At 62.1% G+C, this 24,846-nt stretch carries 24 protein-coding genes; 15 read left to right on the plus strand and 9 right to left on the minus strand.

Features of this window, described 5'->3' with window-relative positions:
* Positions 1-30 precede the first annotated feature (30 nt).
* The 5 genes from hisB to hisF are packed head-to-tail and all read left to right on the plus strand — an operon-like array spanning position 31 to position 3,069.
* Entirely contained in the window at positions 31-624 is a 594-nt protein-coding gene (hisB, locus tag ACNQP3_RS01450; protein ID WP_003255736.1) for an imidazoleglycerol-phosphate dehydratase HisB, read from the plus strand.
* The gene (gene hisH, locus ACNQP3_RS01455) at positions 625-1,263 is read left to right on the plus strand and encodes an imidazole glycerol phosphate synthase subunit HisH (RefSeq protein WP_012270092.1); all 639 of its coding nucleotides are present in this window, start codon (positions 625-627) and stop codon (positions 1,261-1,263) included.
* The gene (locus ACNQP3_RS01460) at positions 1,263-1,523 is read left to right on the plus strand and encodes a DUF2164 domain-containing protein (RefSeq protein ID WP_012270093.1); all 261 of its coding nucleotides are present in this window, start codon (positions 1,263-1,265) and stop codon (positions 1,521-1,523) included. The genes hisH and ACNQP3_RS01460 overlap by 1 nt, the downstream gene beginning before the upstream one ends.
* A gap of 27 nt (positions 1,524-1,550) precedes the next feature.
* Positions 1,551-2,288 carry a 1-(5-phosphoribosyl)-5-[(5-phosphoribosylamino)methylideneamino]imidazole-4-carboxamide isomerase gene (hisA, locus tag ACNQP3_RS01465; protein WP_060494680.1) on the plus strand — a complete coding sequence of 246 codons (738 nt, stop codon included), beginning with the start codon at positions 1,551-1,553 and terminating at the stop codon, positions 2,286-2,288.
* Positions 2,289-2,298: 10 nt separating this feature from the next.
* Entirely contained in the window at positions 2,299-3,069 is a 771-nt protein-coding gene (gene hisF, locus ACNQP3_RS01470) for an imidazole glycerol phosphate synthase subunit HisF (RefSeq protein ID WP_264316741.1), read from the plus strand.
* A 119-nt stretch (positions 3,070-3,188) separates the two neighbouring features.
* On the opposite strand, the gene choV is transcribed toward hisF, so the two are convergent.
* The 3 genes from choV to ACNQP3_RS01485 form a co-directional block, all read right to left on the minus strand.
* Entirely contained in the window at positions 3,189-4,367 is a 1,179-nt protein-coding gene (gene choV / locus ACNQP3_RS01475) for a choline ABC transporter ATP-binding protein (RefSeq protein WP_012270095.1), read from the minus strand.
* Positions 4,364-5,212, minus strand: a complete 849-nt coding sequence (gene choW / locus ACNQP3_RS01480) for a choline ABC transporter permease subunit (RefSeq protein WP_174244689.1) — start codon at positions 5,210-5,212, stop codon at positions 4,364-4,366. Before choW ends, choV begins: the two co-directional genes overlap by 4 nt.
* A gap of 81 nt (positions 5,213-5,293) precedes the next feature.
* Complete coding sequence (locus tag ACNQP3_RS01485; protein ID WP_012270097.1) at positions 5,294-6,241, minus strand: choline ABC transporter substrate-binding protein; 948 nt, start codon at positions 6,239-6,241, stop codon at positions 5,294-5,296.
* Positions 6,242-6,683: 442 nt separating this feature from the next.
* Between ACNQP3_RS01485 and ACNQP3_RS01490 the strand changes: the two genes are divergently transcribed.
* Positions 6,684-8,060 carry an L-serine ammonia-lyase gene (locus ACNQP3_RS01490; RefSeq protein ID WP_012270098.1) on the plus strand — a complete coding sequence of 459 codons (1,377 nt, stop codon included), beginning with the start codon at positions 6,684-6,686 and terminating at the stop codon, positions 8,058-8,060.
* Positions 8,061-8,509: 449 nt separating this feature from the next.
* Entirely contained in the window at positions 8,510-9,616 is a 1,107-nt protein-coding gene (locus tag ACNQP3_RS01495) for a GlxA family transcriptional regulator (RefSeq protein WP_012270099.1), read from the plus strand.
* Positions 9,617-9,674: 58 nt separating this feature from the next.
* On the opposite strand, the gene ACNQP3_RS01500 is transcribed toward ACNQP3_RS01495, so the two are convergent.
* From ACNQP3_RS01500 to choX, 5 genes are all read right to left on the minus strand, one after another.
* Entirely contained in the window at positions 9,675-9,932 is a 258-nt protein-coding gene (locus ACNQP3_RS01500; protein ID WP_012270100.1) for a hypothetical protein, read from the minus strand.
* 265 nt (positions 9,933-10,197) lie between these two features.
* Positions 10,198-10,674 (minus strand): thioesterase family protein, encoded by a 477-nt coding sequence (locus ACNQP3_RS01505; RefSeq protein ID WP_060494191.1) that lies wholly within the window; start codon positions 10,672-10,674, stop codon positions 10,198-10,200.
* A 10-nt stretch (positions 10,675-10,684) separates the two neighbouring features.
* Positions 10,685-11,650 carry an L-carnitine dehydrogenase gene (locus ACNQP3_RS01510; RefSeq protein WP_012270102.1) on the minus strand — a complete coding sequence of 322 codons (966 nt, stop codon included), beginning with the start codon at positions 11,648-11,650 and terminating at the stop codon, positions 10,685-10,687.
* An 18-nt stretch (positions 11,651-11,668) separates the two neighbouring features.
* On the minus strand, positions 11,669-12,553 hold the full coding sequence (locus tag ACNQP3_RS01515) for a 3-keto-5-aminohexanoate cleavage protein (RefSeq protein ID WP_012270103.1): 885 nt from the start codon (positions 12,551-12,553) through the stop codon (positions 11,669-11,671).
* Positions 12,554-12,678: 125 nt separating this feature from the next.
* Complete coding sequence (gene choX / locus ACNQP3_RS01520; protein ID WP_060494188.1) at positions 12,679-13,623, minus strand: choline ABC transporter substrate-binding protein; 945 nt, start codon at positions 13,621-13,623, stop codon at positions 12,679-12,681.
* Positions 13,624-13,769: 146 nt separating this feature from the next.
* On the opposite strand from choX, the gene ACNQP3_RS01525 reads away from it, so the two are divergent.
* Positions 13,770-14,714 carry a GlxA family transcriptional regulator gene (locus ACNQP3_RS01525; protein WP_069943185.1) on the plus strand — a complete coding sequence of 315 codons (945 nt, stop codon included), beginning with the start codon at positions 13,770-13,772 and terminating at the stop codon, positions 14,712-14,714.
* Between the two features lie 81 nt (positions 14,715-14,795).
* Here ACNQP3_RS01525 and ACNQP3_RS01530 read toward each other — a convergent pair whose 3' ends face one another.
* Positions 14,796-15,197 (minus strand): lysozyme inhibitor LprI family protein, encoded by a 402-nt coding sequence (locus tag ACNQP3_RS01530; protein WP_060494187.1) that lies wholly within the window; start codon positions 15,195-15,197, stop codon positions 14,796-14,798.
* A 284-nt stretch (positions 15,198-15,481) separates the two neighbouring features.
* Between ACNQP3_RS01530 and ACNQP3_RS01535 the strand changes: the two genes are divergently transcribed.
* The 7 genes from ACNQP3_RS01535 (at position 15,482) to ACNQP3_RS01565 (ending at position 24,820) form a co-directional block, all read left to right on the plus strand.
* Complete coding sequence (locus ACNQP3_RS01535; RefSeq protein WP_003257506.1) at positions 15,482-16,459, plus strand: dipeptidase; 978 nt, start codon at positions 15,482-15,484, stop codon at positions 16,457-16,459.
* A 77-nt stretch (positions 16,460-16,536) separates the two neighbouring features.
* Positions 16,537-17,067, plus strand: coding sequence for a DUF5943 domain-containing protein (locus ACNQP3_RS01540; protein WP_008091518.1), 531 nt, complete (start codon positions 16,537-16,539; stop codon positions 17,065-17,067).
* Between the two features lie 15 nt (positions 17,068-17,082).
* Positions 17,083-19,143: a dimethylglycine demethylation protein DgcA gene (gene dgcA / locus ACNQP3_RS01545; protein ID WP_012270107.1), complete on the plus strand. Its 2,061-nt coding sequence runs from the start codon at positions 17,083-17,085 to the stop codon at positions 19,141-19,143.
* 208 nt (positions 19,144-19,351) lie between these two features.
* Positions 19,352-21,304: a dimethylglycine demethylation protein DgcB gene (gene dgcB / locus ACNQP3_RS01550; protein ID WP_012270108.1), complete on the plus strand. Its 1,953-nt coding sequence runs from the start codon at positions 19,352-19,354 to the stop codon at positions 21,302-21,304.
* Positions 21,304-22,536 carry an electron transfer flavoprotein subunit alpha/FixB family protein gene (locus ACNQP3_RS01555; RefSeq protein WP_264316742.1) on the plus strand — a complete coding sequence of 411 codons (1,233 nt, stop codon included), beginning with the start codon at positions 21,304-21,306 and terminating at the stop codon, positions 22,534-22,536. Before dgcB ends, ACNQP3_RS01555 begins: the two co-directional genes overlap by 1 nt.
* 10 nt (positions 22,537-22,546) lie before the next feature.
* Positions 22,547-23,317, plus strand: a complete 771-nt coding sequence (locus tag ACNQP3_RS01560) for an electron transfer flavoprotein subunit beta (RefSeq protein WP_012270110.1) — start codon at positions 22,547-22,549, stop codon at positions 23,315-23,317.
* A 666-nt stretch (positions 23,318-23,983) separates the two neighbouring features.
* The gene (locus ACNQP3_RS01565; RefSeq protein WP_082421449.1) at positions 23,984-24,820 is read left to right on the plus strand and encodes an RHS repeat-associated core domain-containing protein; all 837 of its coding nucleotides are present in this window, start codon (positions 23,984-23,986) and stop codon (positions 24,818-24,820) included.
* Positions 24,821-24,846 lie beyond the last annotated feature (26 nt).

Here is a 24,846-nt window from a genome sequence, read left to right on the forward strand (position 1 = left end):
TTTTCGCCCAATGATTTTGCGGAGCTGGTGATGGTCGAACGTAAGGCTTCCGTCGAGCGCAATACCCTGGAAACCCAGGTCAAGTGCTCGATCAACCTCGATGGCAGTGGCAAGGCCCGATTCGATATCGGTGTGCCTTTCCTTGAACACATGCTGGACCAGATCGCCCGCCATGGGCTGATCGATCTGGATATCGAGTGCAAGGGTGACACGCATATCGACGATCACCATACCGTCGAAGACGTTGGCATTACCCTGGGCATGGCATTCGCCCAGGCCATCGGTGACAAGAAAGGCATCTTCCGCTACGGCCATGCCTACGTGCCGCTGGACGAAGCGCTGTCGCGCGTGGTCATCGACTTTTCTGGCCGCCCAGGCCTGCAGATGCACGTGCCGTACACCCGCGCCAGCGTTGGTGGCTTCGATGTCGACCTGTTCCAGGAGTTTTTCCAGGGTTTCGTCAACCATGCCCTGGTCACCCTGCACATCGACAACCTGCGTGGCCACAACACCCACCACCAGATCGAAACCGTGTTCAAGGCTTTCGGCCGCGCTCTGCGCATGGCCATTACCCTCGACGAGCGCATGGCCGGGCAGATGCCTTCCACCAAAGGGTGCCTGTAAATGCAGACGGTAGCCGTAATCGACTATGGCATGGGCAACCTGCACTCGGTGGCCAAGGCGCTTGAGCACGTAGGTGCCGGTAAGGTGTTGGTCACCAGCGATGCCGCAGTGATCCGCGAGGCCGACCGCGTGGTGTTCCCAGGTGTGGGTGCGATTCGCGACTGCATGGCCGAAATCCGCCGCCTGGGCTTCGACAGCCTGGTACGTGAAGTCAGCCAGGACCGCCCGTTCCTCGGTATCTGCGTCGGTATGCAGGCGCTGCTCGAACACAGCGAAGAAAACACCGGTGTCGATTGCATCGGTCTGTTTCCCGGCCAGGTGCGTTTCTTCGGCAAAGACCTGCAAGAAGACGGCGAGCACCTGAAGGTGCCGCACATGGGCTGGAACGAAGTTGCCCAGACCATCGACCACCCGCTGTGGCACGACATCCCCGACCGCGCACGTTTCTACTTCGTGCACAGCTACTACATCAATGCCGGCAAGCCGGGCCAGGTGGTCGGTCGCGGCCACTATGGCGTCGATTTCGCCGCCGCGCTGGCTGATGGCTCGCGCTTTGCCGTGCAGTTCCACCCGGAGAAGAGCCATACCCATGGCCTGCAGTTGCTGCAGAACTTCGTCGCCTGGGACGGGCGCTGGTAATGAGCAGGTCGAAGACCAAGGCCCCGATCATGACCCTGGCCCCCGAGCAGGAGCGCGATGCGCTCGACACGCTCAAGCGCTTCCTTGAAGACCGCTTCGAGCTGCAGCTGGGGTCGTTCGAGGTGGCCGAAGTCCTCGAGCTGTTCACCAAGGAAATTGCACCCCATTACTACAACAGGGCGATTGCCGATGTTCAGCTGCACCTCAAGGAGCGGTTCGAGAGCATCGAAAGCGACCTGTGGGCACTCGAGAAGCCCTGAAACCCAACAAATAGACAGGTTCCCAAGATGCTGATTATCCCCGCTATCGATCTGAAGGACGGTGCCTGCGTGCGCCTGCGCCAGGGCCGCATGGAAGACTCCACGGTATTTTCCGACGACCCGGTGAGCATGGCCGCCAAGTGGGTCGAGGGTGGCTGCCGCCGCCTGCACCTGGTCGACCTCAACGGCGCTTTCGAAGGCCAACCGGTCAACGGTGAAGTGGTTACCGCCATCGCCAAACGTTACCCGACTCTGCCGATCCAGATCGGCGGCGGTATCCGTTCGCTGGAAACCATCGAGCACTACGTCAAGGCTGGCGTCAGCTACGTGATCATCGGCACCAAAGCGGTCAAGCAGCCCGAGTTCGTCGCCGAAGCGTGCAAGGCCTTCCCAGGCAAGGTCATCGTTGGCCTGGATGCCAAGGACGGCTTCGTCGCCACCGACGGCTGGGCCGAAGTCAGCTCGGTGCAGGTCATCGACCTGGCCAAGCGTTTCGAGGCCGATGGCGTCTCGGCGATCGTCTACACCGACATCGCCAAGGACGGCATGATGCAGGGCTGCAACGTGCCGTTCACCAAGGCGCTGGCCGAAGCCACCCGCATTCCGGTGATCGCGTCTGGCGGCATTCACAACCTGGGCGACATCAAGGCCCTGCTCGACGCCAAGGCGCCAGGCATTGTCGGCGCCATCACAGGCCGTGCCATCTACGAAGGCACGCTCGATGTCGCCGAGGCCCAGGCCTTCTGCGACAACTACCAAGGCTGAGGACTGAACCATGGCACTGGCCAAGCGCATCATCCCTTGCCTGGACGTGGACAACGGCCGGGTGGTCAAGGGCGTCAAGTTCGAGAACATCCGTGATGCCGGCGACCCGGTGGAAATCGCCCGTCGGTACAACGAGCAGGGTGCCGACGAAATCACTTTCCTCGACATCACCGCCAGCGTCGATGGCCGCGACACTACCCTGCATACCGTCGAGCGCATGGCCAGCCAGGTGTTCATCCCGCTGACCGTGGGCGGTGGCGTGCGTACCGTGCAGGACATCCGTAACCTGCTCAACGCCGGTGCCGACAAGGTTTCGATCAACACGGCTGCGGTGTTCAACCCGGAGTTCGTGGGCGAGGCTGCGGACCGTTTCGGTTCGCAGTGCATCGTTGTCGCCATCGATGCCAAGAAAGTGTCCGGGCCGGGTGAAAAGCCGCGCTGGGAGATTTTCACCCACGGTGGGCGCAAGCCGACTGGCCTGGATGCAGTGGAGTGGGCGAAGAAGATGGAAGGCCTGGGTGCAGGCGAGATTCTGCTCACCAGCATGGACCAGGACGGCATGAAGAACGGCTTCGACCTGGGCGTTACCCGTGCCATCAGTGATGCGCTGGGTATTCCGGTGATTGCCTCGGGTGGTGTGGGCAACCTGCAGCACCTGGCTGACGGTATTCTGGAAGGGCATGCCAGCGCGGTGCTGGCGGCCAGTATCTTCCACTTTGGCGAGTACACGGTACCGGAAGCCAAGGCCTACATGGCTTCGCGCGGGATCGTCGTTCGCTGACAGATCGCTGGGAGGGCTTTGCCCTCCTATCGCGACACAAGGCCGCTCCTACAGGGTAATGCGTATCTCTGTAGGAGCGGCCTTGTGTCGCGATGGGCCGCAACGCGGCCCCAATTGCATCACCCGTGATTCTTGCCGAGCAACGCGTGATAAAGCTCGGTATCCCCAAGAATCCCCACCACCCTGTCGTTATCCTGCAGCACCAGCTTGTTGCCAGTCTGATAACGAATCTGCAGCGCCTCGCGCATGCCGATGTCGGCGTGCACCACGGTCGGTCTGCGCTCCAGCAGCTCCACATCCTGCCCCGGTGCCCAGTTCTGCATGTCCAGCCCGTTCTGGCCCTGGCGAGCACGCTTGAGCGCGCCGCCTTCGCCCAGGTCCAGCCACGAATCGATACCGGGGTCCAGGCACACCGAACCATTGACCCGCTTGCAGTTGTCCAGGCTGCGCATCAGGCTGCGGCCGCACAGCACGTTCAGCGGGTTGGTGTGGGCGACGAAGGTGCGCACGTATTCGTCGGCCGGGTTGAGCACGATTTCTTCCGGCTTGCTGTACTGGATGATCCGCCCGTCCTTCATGATCGCAATACGGGTACCCAGCTTCAGTGCCTCGTCCAGGTCATGGCTGACGAACACGATGGTCTTGCTCAGCTTGGCCTGCAGGCCCAGCAGTTCGTCCTGCAGGCCCTGGCGGATCAGCGGGTCGAGGGCCGAGAACGGTTCGTCCATCAACAGGATGTCGGCATCCATGGCCAGTGCACGGGCCAGGCCCACGCGCTGCTGCATGCCGCCTGACAGCTCGTCCGGCTTCTTGTTGCGCCATTGGGTCAGGCCCACCAGCTCAAGCTTCTCGTCGACCAGCTTGCGCCGTTCCTTTTCCGGGCGGCCCTGCATTTCCAAACCAAAGCTGATGTTCTCGCGCACCGTCAGCCAGGGCATCAGGGCGAACTTCTGGAACACCATGGCAATGCGCTTGGTGCGCATCATCTTCAGCTCGGCCGGGGAGCAGTGGGCAATGTCGATGTGCTTGCCTTCGTGCTCGACGAACAGCTTGCCACGGCTGACGGTGTTGAGGCCGTTGATGCAGCGCAGCAGGCTCGACTTGCCCGAGCCGGACAGGCCCATCAGCACGCAGATCTCGCCCTTGTTGATATCCAGGTTGGCCTTCTCGACGCCAACCACCAGGCCGGTCTGCTTGAGGATCTGCTCGCGGGTCTTGCCTTGGTCCAGCAGCGACAGCGCTTCGCGTGGCTTGTTGGAGAAAATGACGTCGACGTCTTCGAAACGAATGATGCTCATGCCTCACCCCTTACCGGCAGTTCCGGTTGCTTGCAGATACGGTCGAGCATGATCGCCAGCAGCACGATCGCCAGGCCCGCTTCGAAGCCCAGGGAGATATCGGCGGTGTTCAGTGCGTTGACCACAGGTTTGCCCAGGCCGTCAGCGCCGACCAGGGCGGCAATCACCACCATCGACAGCGACAGCATGATGCACTGGGTGACGCCGGCGGCGATGCTGGGCATCGCATGCGGCAGTTCGATACGGGTAAGCAGTTGGCGACGCGAGCAGCCAAAGGCCTTGCCGGCGTCCATCAGCTCTTGCGGCACGTCGCAGATGCCCAGGTAAGTCAGGCGAATAGGCGCGGCAATGGCGAATACCACGGTGGAGATCAGCCCCGGCACCACGCCCAGGCCGAACAGGGTCAGGGTTGGGATCAGGTAGACGAAGGTGGGCACCGTTTGCATCAGGTCGAGCACCGGCCGCATGGCGGTGTAGAACATCGGTTTGTGCGCGGCGAGGATGCCCAGCGGCACGCCGATTACCACGCACACCACCGTGGCGAAGGTGACCTGGGCCAGGGTTTCCATGGTTTCCTGCCAGTAGCCCAGGTTGAGGATCAACAGGAACGACAGGGCAACGAACACGGTCAGCGCCCATTTGCGCTGGATCAAGTGCGCCAGGGCGGCGAACAGGGCAATGAGAACGAACGGGTTGAACCAGGTCAGGGCGCTGGTGACGCCATGGATCATGAACTCCAGGCCTTGCGCGATGGCGTCGAAGTAATTCGCGCCGTTCTGGGTCAGCCACTCGACGAACGACGCGATGTACTGGCCCAGGGGTATTTTCTGATCGATAAGCATGATAGCGAGCTTCCACCTGCATAGATTGAAATCAACCCGGGGCAGGCACGGTCCTGCCCCGAGGTAGCGCTATTGCGTGGTTCGTTATTGCGTGAGCTTGGCCTTGGCCGCCTCCAGGCCAGGTTTGCCATCCACGGTGGTCACGCCGGCCAGCCAGGCATCCAGCTTGCCTGGGTTGTCCTTGATCCATTTCTTGGCGGCGGCTTCGGGTTTCATCTTGTCGTCCAGGACATAGCCCATCATGGTGCTTTCATCCTTGAGCTCGAACGACAGGTTCTTCAACAGCTGGCCAACGTTGCTGCACTCCTGCGCGTAGCCCTTGCGGGTGTTGGTCAGCACGGTGGCCTTGCCGAAGTCGGGGCCGAAGAATTCGTCCCCGCCGGTCAGGTACTGCATCTTGAAGCGGGTGTTCATCGGGTGCGGTTCCCAGCCCAGGAACACCAGCGCTTCGCCACGCTTCTGCGCGCGGTCGACCTGCGACAGCATGCCGGCCTCGCTCGATTGCACGATCTTGAAACCGGCGTCCTTCAGGCCGAAGGCGTTCTTGTCGATCATGCTCTGGATGGTGCGGTTGCCATCGTTGCCGGGTTCGATGCCGTAGATCTTGCTGTCGAGTTCTTTCTTGAACTTGGGAATGTCGCTGAAATCCTTCAGGCCCTTGTCATACAGCGCCTGGGGCACGGCCAAGGTGTACTTGGCGTTTTCCAGGTTGGCGCGCACGGTTTCCACCGTGCCGGCGTCGCGGTACTGCTTGATGTCGTTTTCCATGGTCGGCATCCAGTTGCCGAGAAACACGTCCAGGTCCTTGCCGGTGGCCAGCGACTTGTAGGTCACCGGTACCGAGATCATGGTGGTGTGGGTTTTGTAACCCAGGGCTTCGAGCACAACGCTGGTGGTCGCGGTCGTGACTGTGATGTCGGTCCAGCCGACATCGGAGAAACGTACCGTCTGACACTGCTCGGGTTCGGCGGCCTGGGCCAGCAATGGCGTGGACAGCAACGCAACCAGCAACAGCGAGGGTGAACCTTTCATGGATGGACTCCTGTGATTTTGTCTTCGGGTTCGCGTGGGTCGCCGGGCTTTCTGAAGGTCCGGTCGACCAGGCCTGCAGAGGGCAGGATGCGTGGCCGTGCTTTACGAGTCGCTTTCGATAATCCTCCAGCGCCGGGCAATCGCCTACTGGTAGGGTCGTATCCAGTACGGAACGGGTCGTATCCAGTACGGGCGATGTCGCTTATGGATTTTTCCACCCCTTCGGCCGCATTTTTGCGTCACCAGGCCGCTGGAAAACGGCGTGGAGAAGGCAACGAACAGCGCGGCGCTGCTGGACAAAAGTACGTCGGTTGCAGACGGCGAGGGGGGCGGTAAAAGCCCGATGATGCTGGCATTCAAGGCGGCCCGCTGTTTCAGCCTAGCAGCTGCCCCGCCCTGCGCATGGCGCGCAGAGACAAGCCCAGCAAGAGGTGATTCGACAATGGCCATCAGCGTGTTCGACCTGTTCAAGATCGGTGTCGGGCCCTCCAGCTCCCACACCGTCGGCCCCATGCGTGCTGGCGCCCTGTTCGTTCAGGGCCTGCGCGAACGCGGCGAGCTGGAGCGTGTGAAACGGATCGAGGTGCGTCTTTACGGCTCGCTGTCGGCCACCGGTATCGGTCACGGCACCGACAACGCCACCATCATGGGCCTGATGGGCGAATGGCCTGACGCCATTGACCCGACCCAGATCGTGCCGCGCATCGCCGACCTGCGCGAAACCGACACCCTGCAGCTGGACGGCCGGCTACCCATCGAATTCGTCTGGGCCCGCGACATGCTGCTGCTGGACGAGAACTTGCCATACCACCCCAATGCCATGACTCTGATTGCCGAAGGCGAGCAGGGTGAGCTGCACCGCGACACCTACTACTCGGTGGGCGGCGGTTTCGTGGTCGATGCTGCCCAGGCCGCCAGCGGCGTGCTGGATGCCGACCAGACCGTGCTGCCGTACGACTTCAACAGCGCCGCTGAACTGCTGCGCCTGTGCAAGCAAAACGACCTCAGCGTGTCGCAATTGATGATGGCCAACGAGAAGGTCTGGCGCAGCGAGCAAGAGATTCGCGCAGGCCTGCACAAGCTCTGGGAGGCCATGCAGGAATGCGTCAACAACGGCCTCAAGTACGAAGGCACGCTACCTGGCGGGCTGAATGTGCGCCGCCGCGCCGCCAAGCTGCACCGCAGCCTGCAGGAAATCGGCAAGCCCAACGTGATCGGCTCGACCATGAGCGCCATGGAGTGGGTCAACTTGTTCGCCCTGGCGGTCAACGAAGAAAACGCCGCCGGCGGGCGCATGGTCACCGCGCCTACCAATGGCGCGGCCGGGATCATTCCGGCGGTATTGCACTACTACATGCGTTTTAGCGATGAAGTGGACGAGTCGAGCGTGGTCGACTTCTTCCTCGGTGCTGCTGCGGTGGGCATCTTGTGCAAGAAGAACGCTTCGATCTCCGGTGCCGAAGTGGGGTGCCAGGGTGAAGTCGGCTCGGCCTGTGCCATGGCTGCAGCGGGCCTTGCCGAAGTGCTCGGGGCTACCCCGCCACAAGTGGAAAACGCTGCTGAAATTGCCCTGGAGCACAACCTCGGCCTGACCTGCGACCCGGTCGGTGGGCTGGTGCAGGTGCCGTGCATCGAGCGCAACGCGATTGCTGCGGTAAAGGCCATCAACGCGGTGCAGATGGCCTTGCGCGGGGACGGTGAGCACTTCATTTCTCTCGACCAGGTAATCCGCACTATGCGCGATACCGGGGCCGACATGCACGACAAGTACAAAGAAACCTCGCGCGGTGGCCTGGCTGTCAGTGCTATCGAATGCTAATGGTTTGATCCCCCCTCAAGGGCCTCTTCGCGGTTTTACCCGCGAAGAGGCCCTTGAGGTTGATGCAGGTGCAGCACAATCACCAATGCCTCTTTATGGTGCGCACGACGCCTACCGATCGTCGGGTGTCGTTATCAGTACTCGTGTTGTCGGTGACACTCAAGAGTGTCGTTTCTGGGCAACCTACACTGCGCGTGTCACCAAATTGCTCAGCCGTTACACGCATGGCGCCTAGCACGCCCGTTTGCGAACACCAGGCCAACTCGATCAAAGCACCTGATTTGCCGAATAAAGGCGTCGTTTTCAGGTTTTTTTGGATAGCCGTTCAATTTCAGGCACGGCGTTTGCGTTGATATTGGCCACCAAGCCCCGGCACATGAATCGGGGTAATAACAAGAAATCAGTGCCCGCCTGAGGCACACCCTGCATTTGTGTGAGGAGAAATCGCGATGACGTCGTACACCTCCGGGAACCCAACCCAGAACCGCACAGCACCCCAGTCCATCGGGTTTCTTCTATTGGACAACTTCACCCTGATTTCCCTGGCATCGGCCGTCGAGCCGCTGCGCATGGCCAACCAGCTGTCTGGGCGCGAGTTGTATCGCTGGCACACCCTGACGGTCGACGGTGGCCAGGTATGGGCCAGCGATGGCTTGCAGATCACCCCGGATGCCGCCATCAGCAATGCACCGCCCATCGACACCGTGATCGTCTGCGGCGGGGTTGGCATTCAGCGGTCGGTCACCCGTGAACACGTTACCTGGCTGCAAGCCCAGGCCCGTCAGTCGCGCAGGCTGGGCGCGGTGTGCACCGGCAGCTGGGCGCTGGCCTGCGCCGGCCTGCTCGATGGCTTCGACTGCAGCGTGCACTGGGAATGCCTGGCCGCGATGCAGGAGGCCTTCCCGCGGGTGAACATGAGCACCCGCCTGTTCACCCTTGACCGTAACCGCTTCACCAGCTCCGGTGGCACCGCGCCGCTGGACATGATGCTGCACCTGATCAGCCGCGATCATGGCCGCGAATTGTCGGCGGCCATTTCCGAGATGTTCGTCTACGAGCGCATCCGCAACGAGCAGGACCACCAGCGCGTGCCGCTCAAGCACATGCTCGGCACCAACCAGCCGAAGCTGCAGGAAATCGTCGCGCTGATGGAGGCCAACCTCGAAGAACCGATCGACCTGGACGAACTGGCGGTGTACGTGTCGGTGTCGCGACGCCAGCTCGAGCGGCTGTTCCAGAAGTACCTGCACTGCTCGCCGTCGCGCTACTACCTGAAGCTGCGGCTGATCCGTGCGCGCCAGTTGCTGAAGCAGACGCCGATGTCGATCATCGAAGTGGCATCGGTGTGTGGCTTTGTGTCGACCCCGCACTTCTCCAAGTGCTACCGCGAGTACTTCGGTATTCCGCCGCGTGACGAGCGCGTGGGCTCCAACACCGCCCAGCAGGTGGCGATGATGCCGATCCCGCAGGCCATGACCCTGTCGCCGCACAGCGGGCCGATGGCGGCCCTGAGCCAGGCGCGCAACGAATCGACGTTTGCCAGTGTAAGGCTATGAAACAGCACTGGCCTCTTCGCGGGTAAACCCGCGAAGAGGCCAGTGCAGGAAAACCCGATCAAGCGCGCTTGTTGAACTGCGCCAACGCCGGCAACAGCTGTTTGTCGATGGCTTGGCGCACCGCCGGCAGAATCGTCGCACTACCGGTATACATCTGCTCCACCATCCCCTTCAGCGCCCGTGCATTGGGCTCGGTCAGCCCACGCACCACCGCTTCGCAGGCTTGTTCGGCACTGGCCCCGGCGGGTATCTCGAACCCGCGTGCGCGCAGGTGGCCTGCCAGGTCGTCCTGATCAATCAAATCCGCATGCATCATGGCTGTTGTCCCTTTTATCGCTAAGAGAGTGCTGCTGTGATTTACGACCGATTCTGTGACGACCACGACATGCCCGCAACAACAGAATGCCGGCATGGCTGCTTTGGCTAAGAACAGGTCGTTTACGGCTAAATCCACCTGGCGGGAACTGCGCACACTCAAGCCATCTACAGCAACCGAGGGTTTGGTCACCCTCACTCATGCACAGTGGATGTTGCTCGCGCTTTGCCCCGGATGCTCACGGCTTTCCGGGGCTATTTTTTTCTTACCGTGCTGCAGGCAGGGATATCACCCGGCCCACGAACTCGGCCGGCGGCAGATCCTGCTGCTGTTCCAGCAACCCTTGCAGCAACCCGGCACTCTGCTCACTGAACGGCGCCGCCTTTGGCCCCGCCAGGTCCACATGCAGCAGCATCTGCTCACTGGCCGCCAGCACCTGGTCGAACCCGGCCCGGTGCAGGCTGTGGTAGACATGCAGGCGCTTGCGATCGCAACCGATGATCTGCGTCTGCACCCACACCTCGGTGCCTAGCTTTACTTCATGCAGGTAGTTGATGTGCGCTTCCAGGGTGAACAACGAATTGCCACTCTGCCCACGGCTGTCGGCATCCAGGCCGATGCGCTCCATCAGCGCATCGGTGGCGTAGCTGAAGATCAGCAGGTAGAAGGCATCGCGCAGATGCCCGTTGTAGTCGACCCAGTCCTCCTGGACTGGGGTGCGGTAAGTGATCAGTGCAGGCATTGCGTGGTCCTCAGTCGCCGAAAGCCATGCCGTGTTTGGCCTTGCTGGTTTTCACCGCTTCCAGCACCGCCAGCAGCGTGTCATCACGGTAGCGCTCAAGTGCGGCGATGCTGCGTTCACCCAGTTGTTCAGAAGTGCCGTCTACCACATCGTCGATCAACTGGTCGGTCAGCTCCGGTGCTGGCAAGTAGGTCCAAGGCAGTTTCAGCGCTGGGCCGAACTGCGACATGAAGTGGCGCATACCGGCATCGCCACCGGCCAGAGTGTAGGTGAGGAAGGTACCCATGAACGACCAGCGCAAGCCGGCGCCAAAGCGGATCGCATCGTCGATCTCGCCGGTAGTCGCCACACCGTCGTTGACCAGGTGCAGCGCCTCGCGCCACAGCGCTTCGAGCAGGCGGTCGGCGATGAAGCCTGGCACTTCCTTGCGCACATGCAGGGGGCGCATGCCGAGGGTGGTGTAGATGGTTTTTGCCGCTTCGATGGCTTCTGGCGAGGTGCGGTTGCCGCCGACGATTTCTACCAGAGGTAGCAAGTAGACTGGGTTGAACGGGTGACCGACCACGCAGCGCTCAGGGTGAGTGGACGACTCGTAGAACTCGCTGGGCAACAGGCCCGAAGTGCTTGAGCCGATAATTGCGTCAGGCTTGGCCGCCGCGCTTATCTTCGCGTGCAGGTCGAGCTTGAGGTCCAGTCGCTCTGGTGCGCTTTCCTGGATGAAGTCGGCGTTGCGCACGCATTCGTCGATGGTGGCCACGAACCTCAGGCGGTCTTGTGATGCGCCAGGTGCCAGGCCTTGCTTTTCAAGCGCCGGCCAGGCATTGGCGATACGTTTGCGCAGGGCTTGTTCGGCGCCGGGGGCCGGGTCCCAGGCGACCACGTCCAGGCCATGGGCGAGGGCGCGGGCGACCCAGCCGCTGCCGATCACGCCGCTACCCAGGGCGGCGAAAGTCTTGATCTCGGTGATGAAGGGCATATCGGTCTCCTGAAAAGATCAGCGGCGCTTGAGGTTCATTTTTTCCCGGCCTTCTGCCGGGCTGAGTACACGGCCACCCATGCGGGTGATGATCTCGGCTGCGCGTTCCACCAGTTGGCCGTTGCTGGCCAGTACACCACGGTCCAGGTACAGGTTGTCTTCCAGGCCGACCCGCACGTTGCCGCCCAACAGCACCGCTTGCGCTGCCATGGGCATCTGCATGCGGCCGATGCCGAAGCCAGCCCAGGTGACGTTGGCTGGCAGGTTGTCGACCATGGCTTTCATGGTGGTGGTGTCGGCCGGCGCGCCCCACGGGATGCCCAGGCACAGCTGGAACAGCGGGTCTTCGAGCAGGCCTTCCTTCATCATCTGCTTGGCGAACCACAGGTGGCCGGTGTCGAAGATTTCCAGCTCGGCCTTCACCCCCAGTTCGGTGATGCGCTTGGCCCCGGCGCGCAGTTGTGCGGGGGTTGAAACGTAGATCGAGTTGCCGTCACCGAAATTGAGCGTGCCGCAGTCGAGGGTGCAGATTTCCGGCAGCAGCGCCTCGACGTGGGCCAGGCGCTCCAGAGGGCCGATCAGGTCGGTGCCTGGGCCGAACTCCAGGGGCGTTTCACCGGGGCCGATTTCCAGGTCGCCGCCCATGCCGGCAGTGAGGTTGACGATGATGTCCACATCGGCTTCGCGGATGCGTTCCATGACTTCGCGGTACAGCGCCACGTCGCGGCTGAAGCGGCCGGTTTGCGGGTCGCGGACGTGGCAGTGGACCACGGTGGCACCGGCTTTGGCGGCTTCGACGGCGGATTCGGCGATCTGCTTGGGGGTGACCGGGACCAGGTGGCTTTTCGAGGCGGTGTCGCCAGCGCCAGTGAGGGCGCAGGTGATGATGACGTCGTGGTTCATGGTGCGGTTCCTTGTGGTGTCTGTGCTGGCCTTTTCGCGGGCAAGCCCGCTCCCACAGGGTCAGCAGTGACCCTGAACTTGGCGCTGTACCTGTAGGAGCAGCCTTGTGCTGCGAAAGCGCCGGATCAGTTAGCGGTAAGCTTCAGATTGTCCGCAGCCGGCTTGCCATCGAAGGTGGTCACACCCTCAAGCCAGCGGGCCTTGTCGTCGGGGTGGTCCTTGAGCCATTGGCGGGCCGATTCCAGCGCATCCTTGTGGTCGAGCAGCGGCTGCATCATGCGGCTCTCGTCCTCGGCGCTGAAGTTCAGGTTGGCCAGCAGGCGGTGGGCATTGGGGCAGCGTTCGGCGTAATCCGGCGCAGTCACCGTCCACACCGTCGCGCGGCCTTCGTCAGGGCCGAGCGCATCCTGGCTGTCACCCAGGTAGGCCATGTCGATGTTCACGTTCATCGGGTGCGGCGCCCAACCGAAGAACACCACGGCTTCCTTGCGCCGCACGGCGCGATCGACGGCGGCCAGCATGCCGGCCTCGCTGGACTCGACCAGCTGGAACTTGCCCAGGTCGAACTGGTTCTTGGTGATCATCGCCTTGATCTGGGTGTTGGCACCGGAGCCGGGTTCGATGCCATAGATCTTGCCACCCAGCTCTTTCTCGAACTTGTGGATGTCGGCGAAGGTCTTCAAACCCTTGTCGTAGAGGTATTTCGGTACGGCCAGGGTGGCGCGGGCGTCCTCCAGGCTTGGCTTGTCCAGTACTTTGACCTGGTTAGCATCGACGAACGGGGTAATGGTTTGGGTCATGATCGGGTTCCAGTAACCCAGGAACATGTCCAGGCGTTTGTCGCGTATGCCGGCGAAGATGATCTGCTGCGAGGCGCTGGTCTGTTTGGTCTGGTAGCCCAGGCCATCGAGCAGCACCTGGGCCATGGCGCTGGTGGCGATGACGTCGGTCCAGTTGACCACGCCCAAGCGGACGTTTTTGCAGGCCGCAGGCTCTGCGGCGAAAAGCGGGGAAGTGGCGATGCTGCTCAGGGCAAGGGTCAACAGGCTGCGGCGGATCAAGCTGTGCATGGTGGCTCTCCATCGGCAGTGCATATTGTTATGGGTTCCGACCTCTCTGGGCCGTGTGAACACGCTACGCTGCTGGCAGGGTGAAAAATCGCACCCTGGCGACCAACAGTTGCACGGAGGCGACCACCTTTGCCGTGGAGCATGCAATGCCGCAAATCATTCATTTCCTGTTGTTGCCAGGCTTCTCGGCAATCGGCTTCATCAGTGCCCTTGAGCCACTACGGGTGGCCAACCGCTTCAAAGGCCCGTCCTATCGCTGGCAGGTGCTGAGCCTGGACGGTGGCGCTGTGCAGGCCAGCAATGGCATGTCGGTGAACGCCGATGCGGCGTTGGCGGCCGGCGAGCCGGGCGGCATCTTGCTGATCGTGGCTGGCTTCGACCCGTTGGCCTGCTATGGGCCGCCACTGCAGCAGGCGCTGCGCCGCCTGGACCATGACGGGGTGATTCTGGGCGGCATCGATACCGGCGCTGTGGTGCTGGCGGAAGCTGGCTTGCTCGATGGCCACCGGGCTACCGTGCATTGGGAGGCGCTGGAGGCGTTCAAGGAAAACTACCCGAGCCTGCAGGCAACCCAAGAGCTGTTCGAGATCGACCGACGGCGCATCACCTGTGCTGGCGGCACGGCATCGATCGACCTGATGCTCGACCTGATTGCACAGGCCCATGGCAGCGAGCTGGCGGTGCAGGTGTCGGAGCAGTTCGTGCTCGGGCGTATCCGCCAGCGACAGGACCATCAGCGCATGCAGATTGCCAGCCGCTATGGCATCAGCAACAAGAAACTGGTGAAGGTGATTGGCGAAATGGAGCGCAACACCGAGCAGCCGCTCAATACCCAGGTGCTGGCTGAAGCGGTGCAGGTGACCCGGCGCCAGCTGGAGCGGCTGTTTCGTGTGCACCTGGACGACACACCCAGTGGGTTTTATTTGCGCCTGCGGTTGGACAAGGCGCGGCAGCTGTTGCGCCAGACCGACATGAGCGTGCTGGAGGTGGGGGTAGCCTGCGGGTTCGAGTCCGCTTCGTACTTTACCCGCTGCTACCGGGCGCGGTATCAGCGTTGCCCGCGGGAGGATCGCTTGGCTCGGGCGCTATGAGGGTCTTGGGCAGCCCCAAAACCTGGGGCCGCTTTGCGGCCCTTTCGCGACCCAGGGCCGCTCCCACGTCATCGGCAGCCCCTATTGCTGACCAATGCTCTGCAGGTATTCCGACCGGTCATCACTGCGCTGCGCCACGCAGGTATCCCAAGCCGCCTGGAACGCCTTGCTCCCTGGCTTTTCGGCATAGGTCTCGACCTTGCAATCCGCATCGCGCAACTGTGTCCACAGTTTTTCGGCCGCGTCCATGCGCCCGATCAGCGCGGTGGCCTGGTCGCCTTCTTCGGCATATTGATCGCGGATGCGCTGGATCAGGTCGTCATACGCCGCTTTCAGTTCGCGCTCGGCAGTCTGCTTGTTGAACGCCGCGCACGCGTAGGTCTGCTGGTCGGTTTCGACGTTGTCGCACGGGGTGCTTTCTTCCTCGCCGGCCTGGGCGCCCGATACGACAGCCAGCAGTACCAGCCATGCCAATGATTTCATCCGTTTTCTCCTCAACAGGCTGACGAATCGCAGGGATTCTCGCTCAGCCGAGGGCAAGGCGGTAGCTCTCTGACGAAATGTTCATAAAGCAGCCAGAAAGGTCGTTATCGAGACTGTCTCTCATCGCCAGGCGCCGCGCCAGAGGGCGTGTTGTCGCGCGTTGACGCTTTCGGCAAACCCCCTGTCGTTTTTGCATCGGGGCGCCTTTGGGCACAGGCATATGCTGGCCCCAAAGCGCCGGCACAAGGTTTGGCGCCAACCATTCAATAAAAGGGGACAGCCTGATGAGCCCAGCCGAACTTCATGCCGACAGCATCGTCATCGACGGCCTGATCATTGCCAAATGGAACCGCGAGCTGTTCGAGGACATGCGCAAAGGCGGGCTGACCGCGGCCAACTGCACGGTGTCGGTCTGGGAAGGCTTCAAGGCTACCGTCGACAACATCGCCGCCAGCCAGAAGCTGATCCGCGACAACAGTGACCTGGTCATGCCGGTGCGCACCACCGCCGACATCCGCAAGGCCAAGGAACTGGGCAAGACCGGCATCCTCTTCGGCTTCCAGAACGCCCACGCGTTCGAAGACCAGATCGCCTATGTGGACGTGTTCAAGCAACTGGGCGTGGGCATCGTGCAGATGTGCTACAACACCCAGAACCTGGTAGGCACTGGGTGCTACGAGCGTGACGGCGGCCTGTCGGGCTTCGGTCGTGAGATCGTCGCGGAAATGAACCGCGTAGGCATCATGTGCGACCTGTCCCACGTCGGCTCCAAGACGTCCGAAGAAGTCATCCTCGAATCGAAAAAGCCGGTGTGCTACTCGCACTGCCTGCCCTCGGGCCTGAAAGAGCATCCGCGCAACAAGTCGGACGAAGAGCTGAAGTTCATTGCCGACCACGGCGGCTTCGTTGGCGTGACCATGTTCGCGCCGTTCCTGGCCAAAGGCATCGATTCGACCATCGACGACTACGCCGAAGCCATCGAGTACACCATGAACATCGTCGGTGAAGACGCCATCGGTATCGGTACCGACTTCACCCAGGGCCACGGCCAGGACTTCTTCGAGTACCTGACCCACGACAAGGGCTACGCCCGACGCCTGACCAACTTCGGCAAGATCATCAACCCGCTGGGCATCCGTACCGTGGGCGAATTCCCCAACCTCACCGAAACCTTGCTCAAGCGCGGCCACTCCGAGCGCGTGGTGCGCAAGATCATGGGCGAGAACTGGGTCAACGTCCTCAAGGACGTCTGGGGCGAGTAAGCCGCTCTCCAAGCCTGATAGCCCCTGCCAGCAACGCCGGGGCACCCAAATAAAAATTTTTATGGAGTTGAGTTTCCATGGCCAAGATCGCCCCGCAATTGCCAATCGAAGTCGACAGCGAAACCGGTGTCTGGACCAGCGACGCCTTGCCGATGCTGTATGTGCCGCGCCATTTCTTCGTCAACAACCACATCGGCATCGAGGAAGTGCTGGGCGCTGACGCCTACGCCGAGATCCTCTACAAGGCTGGCTACAAGTCCGCCTGGCACTGGTGCGAAAAAGAGGCCGAATGCCATGGCCTGGAAGGCGTAGCGGTGTTCGAGCACTACATGAAGCGCTTGAGCCAGCGTGGCTGGGGCCTGTTCGAAATCCAGGACATCGACCTGGATAAAGGCACCTGCAGCGTCAAGCTCAAGCATTCGGCGTTCGTGTACGTGTATGGCAAGTGTGGCCGCAAGGTCGACTACATGTTCACCGGCTGGTTCGCCGGCGCGATGGACCAGATTCTCGCTGCCCGCGGCAGCAAGATCCGCACCGTGGCCGAACAGGTCTACGGCGGGTCGGAAGAAGGCCACGAAGATGGCCTGTTCGTAACAAAGCCGTTGTAAGCCGGAGATAGCGTCATGGCATTCGAAGCAATGTTCCAGCCGATTCAGATCGGCAAGCTGACCATCCGCAACCGTGTGCTCAGCACCGCGCACGCCGAGGTCTACGCCACTGACGGCGGCATGACGACCGACCGCTACGTGAAGTACTACGAAGAAAAGGCCAAGGGCGGCATCGGCCTGGCGATCTGCGGCGGTTCGTCCGTCGTCGCCATCGACAGCCCGCAGGAATGGTGGGCGTCGGTCAACCTGTCGACCGACCGCATCATCCCGCACTTCCAGAACCTGGCCGACGCCATGCACAAGCATGGCGCCAAGATCATGATCCAGATTACCCACATGGGCCGTCGCTCGCGCTGGGACGGCTTCAACTGGCCGACCCTGATGTCGCCGTCGGGTATCCGTGAACCCGTGCACCGCGCCACCTGCAAAACCATCGAAGTGGAAGAGATCTGGCGGGTGATCGGCAACTACGCGCAGGCTGCGCGTCGTGCCAAAGAGGGCGGCCTGGACGGTGTGGAACTGTCGGCGGTGCACCAGCACATGATCGACCAGTTCTGGAGCCCGCGGGTCAACAAACGTACCGACGAATGGGGCGGCACCTTCGAAGGCCGCATGAAGTTCGGCCTGGAAGTCCTGAAAGCCGTGCGCGCCGAGGTCGGTGACGACTTCTGCGTGGGCATGCGTATTTGTGGCGACGAGTTCCACCCTGACGGCCTCAGCCACGAGGACATGAAGCAGATCGCCGCGTACTACGACAGCACCGGCATGCTCGACTTCATCGGTGTGGTTGGCTCGGGTTGCGACACCCACAACACCCTGGCCAACGTCATCCCCAACATGAGCTACCCGCCGGAGCCGTTCCTGCACCTGGCGGCCGGTATCAAGGAAGTGGTCAAGGTCCCGGTGCTGCATGCGCAGAACATCAAGGACCCGAACCAGGCCACGCGCATCCTCGAAGGCGGCTATGTGGACATGGTCGGCATGACCCGTGCGCACATGGCCGACCCGCACCTGATCGCCAAGATCAAGATGGGCCAGATCGACCAGATCAAACAGTGCGTCGGTGCCAACTACTGCATCGACCGCCAGTACCAGGGCCTAGATGTGCTGTGCATCCAGAACGCCGCGACCTCCCGTGAATACATGGGCGTGCCGCACATCATCGAGAAAACCACCGGCGTCAAACGCAAGGTGGTGGTGGTTGGCGCCGGCCCTGCCGGCATGGAAGCGGCCCGGGTGGCTGCCGAGCGCGGCCACGACGTGACCCTGTTCGAGAAAAAAGACCAGATTGGCGGGCAGATCACCATCGCCGCCAAGGCCCCGCAGCGTGACCAGATTGCCGGTATCACCCGCTGGTACCAGCTGGAGCTGGCGCGCCTGAAAGTGGACCTGCGCCTGGGTACCGCCGCTGATGTGGCCACCATCCAGGACCTGCGCCCGGACGTCATCGTACTGGCGGTAGGCGGGCATTCGTTCCTGGAGCAGAACGAGCACTGGGGCGCTGCCGAAGGCTTGGTGGTCAGCAGCTGGGATGTGCTCGACGGCAAGGTTGCACCGGGCAAGAACGTGCTGGTGTACGACACCATCTGCGAGTTCACCGGCATGTCGGTGGCCGATTTCATCGCCGACAAGGGCAGCCAGGTCGAGATCGTCACCGACGACATCAAGCCGGGCGTGGCCATGGGCGGCACCACTTTCCCGACCTACTACCGCAGCATGTACCCCAAAGAAGTGATCATGACCGGCGACATGATGCTGGAAAAGGTCTACCGCGAAGGCGACAAGCTGGTGGCGGTGCTGGAGAACGAATACACCGGCGCCAAGGAAGAACGCGTGGTCGATCAGGTGGTGGTGGAGAACGGCGTGCGGCCTGATGAGGAGCTGTACTACGCGCTGAAGGATGGCTCACGCAACAAGGGCCAGATCGATGTGGAGGCGCTGTTTGCCATCAAGCCACAGCCGATCCTCAGCCAGCCGGGCGAAGGTTACCTGCTGTATCGCATTGGCGACTGCGTGGCCCAGCGCAACGTGCATGCAGCGATCTACGACGCCTTGCGCCTGTGCAAGGACTTCTGATCGCACCGCCTTTCTAGAGGCGGGACTGGCCCCCTGTGTAGGAGCGGCCTTGTGTCGCGAAAGGGTCGCGTAGCGGCCCCAAGATCGCCATAGCAGCATAGATTTTGGGGCCGCTACGCAGCCCTTTCGCGACACAAGGCCGCTCCTACATGGGGTCCGCGCTGGCCTTCGGGGTGGCGCAAGAATCTAGCTGTTGTGGGAGCCTCCCATGTTGAACACCCTTCTACCCATCCTGCTGTTCGCTGCCCTTGGCCTGGCAGTGCTCGGCGCCCTGCGCCGGGTGCGCATGTGGCGGCGTGGCCGAGCCGCCAAGGTCGACCTGATAGGCGGCCTGCTGGCCATGCCGCGCCGTTACCTGGTGGACCTGCACCACGTGGTCGAGCGCGACAAGTACATGTCCAAGACCCACGTGGCCACGGCGGGCGGCTTCGTGCTGTCGGCGGCCTTGGCGATCCTGGTGCACGGCTTCGGCCTGCAGAGCAAAATCCTCGGCTACGCATTGCTGGTGGCCACGGTAATCATGTTCAGCGGTGCCATCTTTGTCTTCAAACGCCGCCTCAACCCGCCTTCGCGCCTGTCCAAGGGCCCGTGGATGCGCCTGCCGAAAAGCCTGCTGGCGTTTGCCGCGAGCTTCTTCATCGCCACACTGCCGGTCGCTGGCATCCTGCCGGCCAATACCGGCGGCTGGGTGATGGTCGTCGTGCTTGGCCTGGGCGTACTGTGGGGCGTGTCGGAGCTGTTCTTCGGCATGACCTGGGGCGGCCCGATGAAGCACGCCTTCGCCGGTGCCCTGCACCTGGCCTGGCACCGCCGTGCCGAGCGTTTTGGCGGCGGCCGTTCTACCGGCCTCAAGCCACTGGACCTGGAAGACCCGAATGCTCCGCTGGGCGTTGAAAAGCCGGTGGACTTCACCTGGAACCAGCTGCTGGGCTTCGATGCCTGCGTGCAGTGCGGTAAATGTGAGGCCATGTGCCCGGCCTTTGCCGCTGGCCAGCCGCTGAACCCGAAAAAACTCATCCAGGACATGGTCATCGGCCTGGCCGGGGGTACTGACGCCCAGTTCGCCGGCAGCCCGTACCCTGGCAAGCCGATTGGTGAACACGGCGGCAATCCGCACCAGCCGATCGTCAATGGCCTGGTCGACGCCGAAACGCTGTGGTCGTGCACCACCTGCCGTGCCTGCGTCGAGGAATGCCCGATGATGATCGAGCACGTCGATGCCATCGTCGACATGCGCCGCCACCTCACCCTGGAAAAGGGCGCCACCCCGAACAAGGGTGCCGAGGTGCTGGACAACCTGATCGCCACCGACAACCCTGGCGGCTTCGCCCCTGGCGGGCGCATGAACTGGGCCGCTGACCTGAACCTGCAACTGCTGTCGGAGGTGCAATCCACCGAAGTCCTGTTCTGGGTGGGCGATGGTGCCTTCGACATGCGCAACCAGCGCACCCTGCGCTCGTTCGTCAAAGTGCTCAAGGCTTCGGGCGTGGACTTCGCCGTGCTTGGCCTGGAAGAGCGCGACAGCGGTGACGTGGCGCGCCGCCTGGGCGACGAAGCGACCTTCCAGCAACTGGCCAAGCGCAACATCCAGACCCTGGGCAAGTACAAGTTCCAGCGCATCGTCACCTGCGACCCACACAGTTTCCATGTGCTGAAGAACGAATACGGCGCCCTGGGCGGCGACTACCAGGTGCAGCACCACAGCACCTACATCGCCGAACTGATCGCGGCCAAGAAGCTCAACCTCGGCCAGCACAAGGGCGGCAGCGTCACCTACCACGACCCGTGCTACCTGGGCCGCTACAACGGCGAGTACGAAGCCCCGCGCGAAGTGCTCAAGGCGTTGGGTATCGAAGTGCGCGAGATGCAGCGCTCGGGCTTCCGCTCCCGTTGCTGCGGTGGTGGTGGCGGTGCGCCGATCACCGACATCCCTGGCAAGCAGCGTATCCCGGACATGCGCATGGACGACATCCGCGAGACCGAGGCCGAGTTGGTGGCCGTGGGTTGCCCGCAGTGCACCGCCATGCTCGAAGGTGTGGTCGAGCCGCGCCCGCAGATCAAGGACCTGGCCGAGCTGGTGGCCGACGTGCTGATCGAAGAGGACGCGCCCACTGGCCCAAAGCCGCAAACGGCTAAACGTGAACCTGCGGAGGTGCACTGATGAGCGACATTATCCGCCGCGACCCACGCGCCGAGTGGATCGCCCGTAACCGCCTGCACCCGCTGCATGCGGCAATGCAGACACAGCAAACTCGCTGGATGGGGCCCAACGGCATCCTCCGCAAGAACCCCCATGCGATCGCCGCAGGCTTCATTGGCCCTGCCGGCATCAAGCGTATCGACCGCAGCGGCGCCCAGCAGGGCACCGGTGTGGGCGGGCGTCGCACGGCGGCCGCCGAGGTCACGCTGCCACTGCATCAGGTACCGGCACCGGCGTTCTACATCGCCGTGGTACCGGACATGGTCGGTGGCCGCCTGAGCAGCCACGACCGCGACCTGCTTGGCCTGGCCCACAGCCTGGCCGGCAGCGACGGTGCGGTGCTGGCGGTGGTTTTCAACGAGCACAAGGAAAGCAACTTTTCCACAGCCGGGGTCGACCGCCTGCTGGTCATCGAGGGCGAGGCTTTCGAAGGTTATGCACCAGAGCAACTGGTACAAGGCCTGCGGGCTGTGGATAACCAGTTCACCCCGCGCCACTGGCTGTTGCCCGACAGCCGCACCGGTGGCGGCGAACTGGGTCGGCGCCTGGGCGCCGCGCTGGGTGAGCGCCCGGCGACGCGGGTGTGGCAGGTCAAGGATGGTCAATGCATTGGCCGCGCCGGTGCCGGCCAGCAAGACCTGCAACGCGCTGTGCCGCGCCTGATCCTGGCGTCGGCCGAGTGCGCCGAGCCCGTCAGCGAAACCCGCCACGAAGCCTTGCCGGTGGAGTTGTCCACAAGCGTGGCGCGCAGCCTGTCGCGTATCGAAGACCTCGGCTCGGTGGCCGTGGACCCGGCCACCATTGCCATGGCCGAGGCCGAGTTCATTGTCTCGGGTGGTAACGGGGTCAAGGACTGGGACCTGTACCACCAGGCCACCGCTGCCCTCGGGGCTACCGAAGGCGCTTCGCGGGTGGCGGTGGACGACGGGTTCATGCCGCGCAACCGCCAGGTGGGTGCTACCGGTACCTGGGTCACCGCGCGCGTGTACGTGGCTGTGGGTATCTCGGGCGCGATCCAGCACCTGCAGGGTATCGGTGCCTGCGACAAGGTGGTGGCGATCAACATGGACCCGGGCTGCGACATGATCAAACGGGCCGACCTGTCGGTAATTGGCGACAGTTCGGCGATTCTCAAGGCACTGATCGAGGCTGTGGACAACTTCCGCAGCGGCGGCCAGCGCGACGCGGCATAAGGGCACGAGCATGAGTACGAAAGTGATCAGCCTGGTTTCCATCGGTGCCCACCCAAGCTCTGGCCGCGCCCGCCGCGCCGAGCAGGATGCCCGCGCCGTGGAACTGGGTTTGCAACTGGCTGGGGATAACTTGCAGGTGGTGCATGCCGGCGACCCACAGGAAGAGGCGCTGCGCGCCTACCTGGGCATGGGCCTGGACCATCTGGATGTGCTGGAGCAGCCGGCTGGTGCCGATGTGCTGGGTGTGCTGGGGGATTACCTGCGCGATGCCGGGGCACAGCTGGTGCTGACAGGTAGCCAAGCCGAAACGGGTGAAGGATCGGGCATGTTGCCGTTTCTGCTGGCCGAAAAGCTCGGCTGGCCGTTGATCGTGGGGCTGGCCGAGGTGGAGTCGATCGACAATGGCACCGCCCAGGTATTGCAGGCGCTGCCGCGTGGCCAGCGGCGCCGGCTGAAAGTGCGCCTGCCGTTGCTGGCGACTGTGGATAACGCGGCGCCCAAGCCGCGCCAGAGTGCCTTCGGGCCGGCGCGTCGGGGTGTACTGGCGGCGCGCAATGTGGCCATCGTTGACGATGAACTGCTGGCTGAGGCCGAGCTGCAACCGGCGCGCCCGCGGCCAAAGCGGCTGAAGGTGATCAAGGCCAAGAGCGGTGCGGATCGCATGAAAGCGGCAACGGCCAAGGCCAGTGGCGGTGGCGGCAAGGTGCTGAAGGATGTTTCGCCACAGGAAGGTGCCGAGGCCATCCTCAAGTTGCTGGTGGAAGAGGGCGTGCTGCGCTGAAGCCAGAGGCTTGGAGGTCTTTTGTGGGAGCGCACAAGGCCGCTCCCACATCCCATTCACAGTATCGATCGAATGCTTTTGCCCACCAAATCTGTTTGCCAAGTTGTGGATAAAGTGTTGGCGCATGGCTGCAGCCCTTGTATGGCGATGCCTTCAAGTAGTTGATCGAAAAACGATCAAGCTTCACCCAGTCTTTGCATGGGTGCTTTTCAGAATTCTCATGGTTCTTGCCCACAGTCGCTGTTAGTCGGTCTGTGGATAATCTGTTCGATAGCGGCTAAAAGCCCCATAAATACTGGGTTTCATGGCGTTGATCAAAAAACGATCATTCAGACGATAAAGTCTTTGAATTGTTGAAAATTATAACGTCTGGATAAGTTATCCACAGCCCCCTCAGTGAGAGTATGCAGTTACCAACAAAGTCTGTTGGCTGAGCTGTGGACAAGGTGTATGGAAGACGCTAGACGCCGCTTGAATCGTGGCTTGTAGGGTTTTGATCAAATATTGAACTTCACCTGGGATCAATTGGGTTGGGCACAGGTTGACTCAGCATTTGCTGATACCTTCTGGAGCTGTGGATAAAGCCCACCGAACTGTCATTTCTACCAGTTAGAAACAGCCATACACAGTGCTACTGTGAGTCGTCATCATAAATGAGGTTCTCGCATGAATTGCAGGTACTTGCTGGCGCTCGACAAGCAAGCATCGAACCTGGGCGGGCCAGGATGCGCTGTCAGAGTTTACCTACCGTATGGCTTCCTACGAGATCGCGAAGGGGCGCTTTTGTGTTTTGCCGCTCAACCGCTGGATCTGCTGACCGGCTGTTATCACCTTGGCAATGGCTACCGGGCTTACAATCCTGTTTTGATGCGTTTTCACGCCCAAGACTCCCACAGCCCTTTCGGTAAGGGTGGACTGAATGCCTATGCATATTGCGGTGGTGATCCAGTCAACCGCCACGATCCGACGGGTAAGGTGTCCGAGTGGGCCACGCTATCCTTGCGAGGCTTGAGCATGGCGTCGAACACAGTAACGTTGACCTATAATTTTTTGGGGCCGACGCCAACCAATCGCGTGGGGCTCAATGCTTCACGAATCAGTACTTTCGGATCTGTATTGAGCCTTGCGAGTTCAGGTGCCCAGTTCGCCGGCGTCGAGAGTGCCATTTTTGGAGCGAATGTCGGACTTGGGGTCAGTTTGACTGCTGTATCTGCTCGAGCCATCAACGCTGCAGTTGGACCTCAAGCCAAGCCTTTGGAGCAGATAAGGACAAATTACGGCCTGATGACGGGAGGACTGCCAACTGACACCCAACCAAACATACCGTTAGAAAGTATAAGCACGCCTACTCGCGAGGGATTGGCGGTGAGAACTACAGTAGCCGAGCGTTCTTTCGCTGGCCGAGCTGCTTTGGCTGGAGAGACTAGGCTTGCTAACGGAGAGGATGCTTGGGCCTTCCAAAGGCAGACGATGGGGCTCAGGAAAAGGCATCCGTCAGCTTGAGCGAAAGGGCTGCGTGGCAGCCCTTC

Source organism: Pseudomonas sp. LFS074, assembly GCF_047978165.1.
Classification (GTDB): Bacteria; Pseudomonadota; Gammaproteobacteria; order Pseudomonadales; family Pseudomonadaceae; genus Aquipseudomonas; species Aquipseudomonas putida_P.

Bases quoted from the DNA above. Each gene is read 5' to 3' on its own strand.
- hisB (WP_003255736.1), top strand. From the start codon at position 31: ATGGTCGAACGTAAGGCTTCCGTCGAGCGCAATACCCTGGAAACCCAG.
- hisH (WP_012270092.1), top strand. From the start codon at position 625: ATGCAGACGGTAGCCGTAATCGACTATGGCATGGGCAACCTGCACTCG.
- ACNQP3_RS01460 (WP_012270093.1), top strand. From the start codon at position 1,263: ATGAGCAGGTCGAAGACCAAGGCCCCGATCATGACCCTGGCCCCCGAG.
- hisA (WP_060494680.1), top strand. From the start codon at position 1,551: ATGCTGATTATCCCCGCTATCGATCTGAAGGACGGTGCCTGCGTGCGC.
- hisF (WP_264316741.1), top strand. From the start codon at position 2,299: ATGGCACTGGCCAAGCGCATCATCCCTTGCCTGGACGTGGACAACGGC.
- choV (WP_012270095.1), bottom strand. From the start codon at position 4,367: ATGAGCATCATTCGTTTCGAAGACGTCGACGTCATTTTCTCCAACAAG.
- ACNQP3_RS01485 (WP_012270097.1), bottom strand. From the start codon at position 6,241: ATGAAAGGTTCACCCTCGCTGTTGCTGGTTGCGTTGCTGTCCACGCCA.
- ACNQP3_RS01490 (WP_012270098.1), top strand. From the start codon at position 6,684: ATGGCCATCAGCGTGTTCGACCTGTTCAAGATCGGTGTCGGGCCCTCC.
- ACNQP3_RS01495 (WP_012270099.1), top strand. From the start codon at position 8,510: ATGACGTCGTACACCTCCGGGAACCCAACCCAGAACCGCACAGCACCC.
- ACNQP3_RS01500 (WP_012270100.1), bottom strand. From the start codon at position 9,932: ATGATGCATGCGGATTTGATTGATCAGGACGACCTGGCAGGCCACCTG.
- ACNQP3_RS01505 (WP_060494191.1), bottom strand. From the start codon at position 10,674: ATGCCTGCACTGATCACTTACCGCACCCCAGTCCAGGAGGACTGGGTC.
- ACNQP3_RS01510 (WP_012270102.1), bottom strand. From the start codon at position 11,650: ATGCCCTTCATCACCGAGATCAAGACTTTCGCCGCCCTGGGTAGCGGC.
- ACNQP3_RS01515 (WP_012270103.1), bottom strand. From the start codon at position 12,553: ATGAACCACGACGTCATCATCACCTGCGCCCTCACTGGCGCTGGCGAC.
- choX (WP_060494188.1), bottom strand. From the start codon at position 13,623: ATGCACAGCTTGATCCGCCGCAGCCTGTTGACCCTTGCCCTGAGCAGC.
- ACNQP3_RS01525 (WP_069943185.1), top strand. From the start codon at position 13,770: ATGCCGCAAATCATTCATTTCCTGTTGTTGCCAGGCTTCTCGGCAATC.
- ACNQP3_RS01530 (WP_060494187.1), bottom strand. From the start codon at position 15,197: ATGAAATCATTGGCATGGCTGGTACTGCTGGCTGTCGTATCGGGCGCC.
- ACNQP3_RS01535 (WP_003257506.1), top strand. From the start codon at position 15,482: ATGAGCCCAGCCGAACTTCATGCCGACAGCATCGTCATCGACGGCCTG.
- ACNQP3_RS01540 (WP_008091518.1), top strand. From the start codon at position 16,537: ATGGCCAAGATCGCCCCGCAATTGCCAATCGAAGTCGACAGCGAAACC.
- dgcA (WP_012270107.1), top strand. From the start codon at position 17,083: ATGGCATTCGAAGCAATGTTCCAGCCGATTCAGATCGGCAAGCTGACC.
- dgcB (WP_012270108.1), top strand. From the start codon at position 19,352: ATGTTGAACACCCTTCTACCCATCCTGCTGTTCGCTGCCCTTGGCCTG.
- ACNQP3_RS01555 (WP_264316742.1), top strand. From the start codon at position 21,304: ATGAGCGACATTATCCGCCGCGACCCACGCGCCGAGTGGATCGCCCGT.
- ACNQP3_RS01560 (WP_012270110.1), top strand. From the start codon at position 22,547: ATGAGTACGAAAGTGATCAGCCTGGTTTCCATCGGTGCCCACCCAAGC.
- ACNQP3_RS01565 (WP_082421449.1), top strand. From the start codon at position 23,984: ATGAATTGCAGGTACTTGCTGGCGCTCGACAAGCAAGCATCGAACCTG.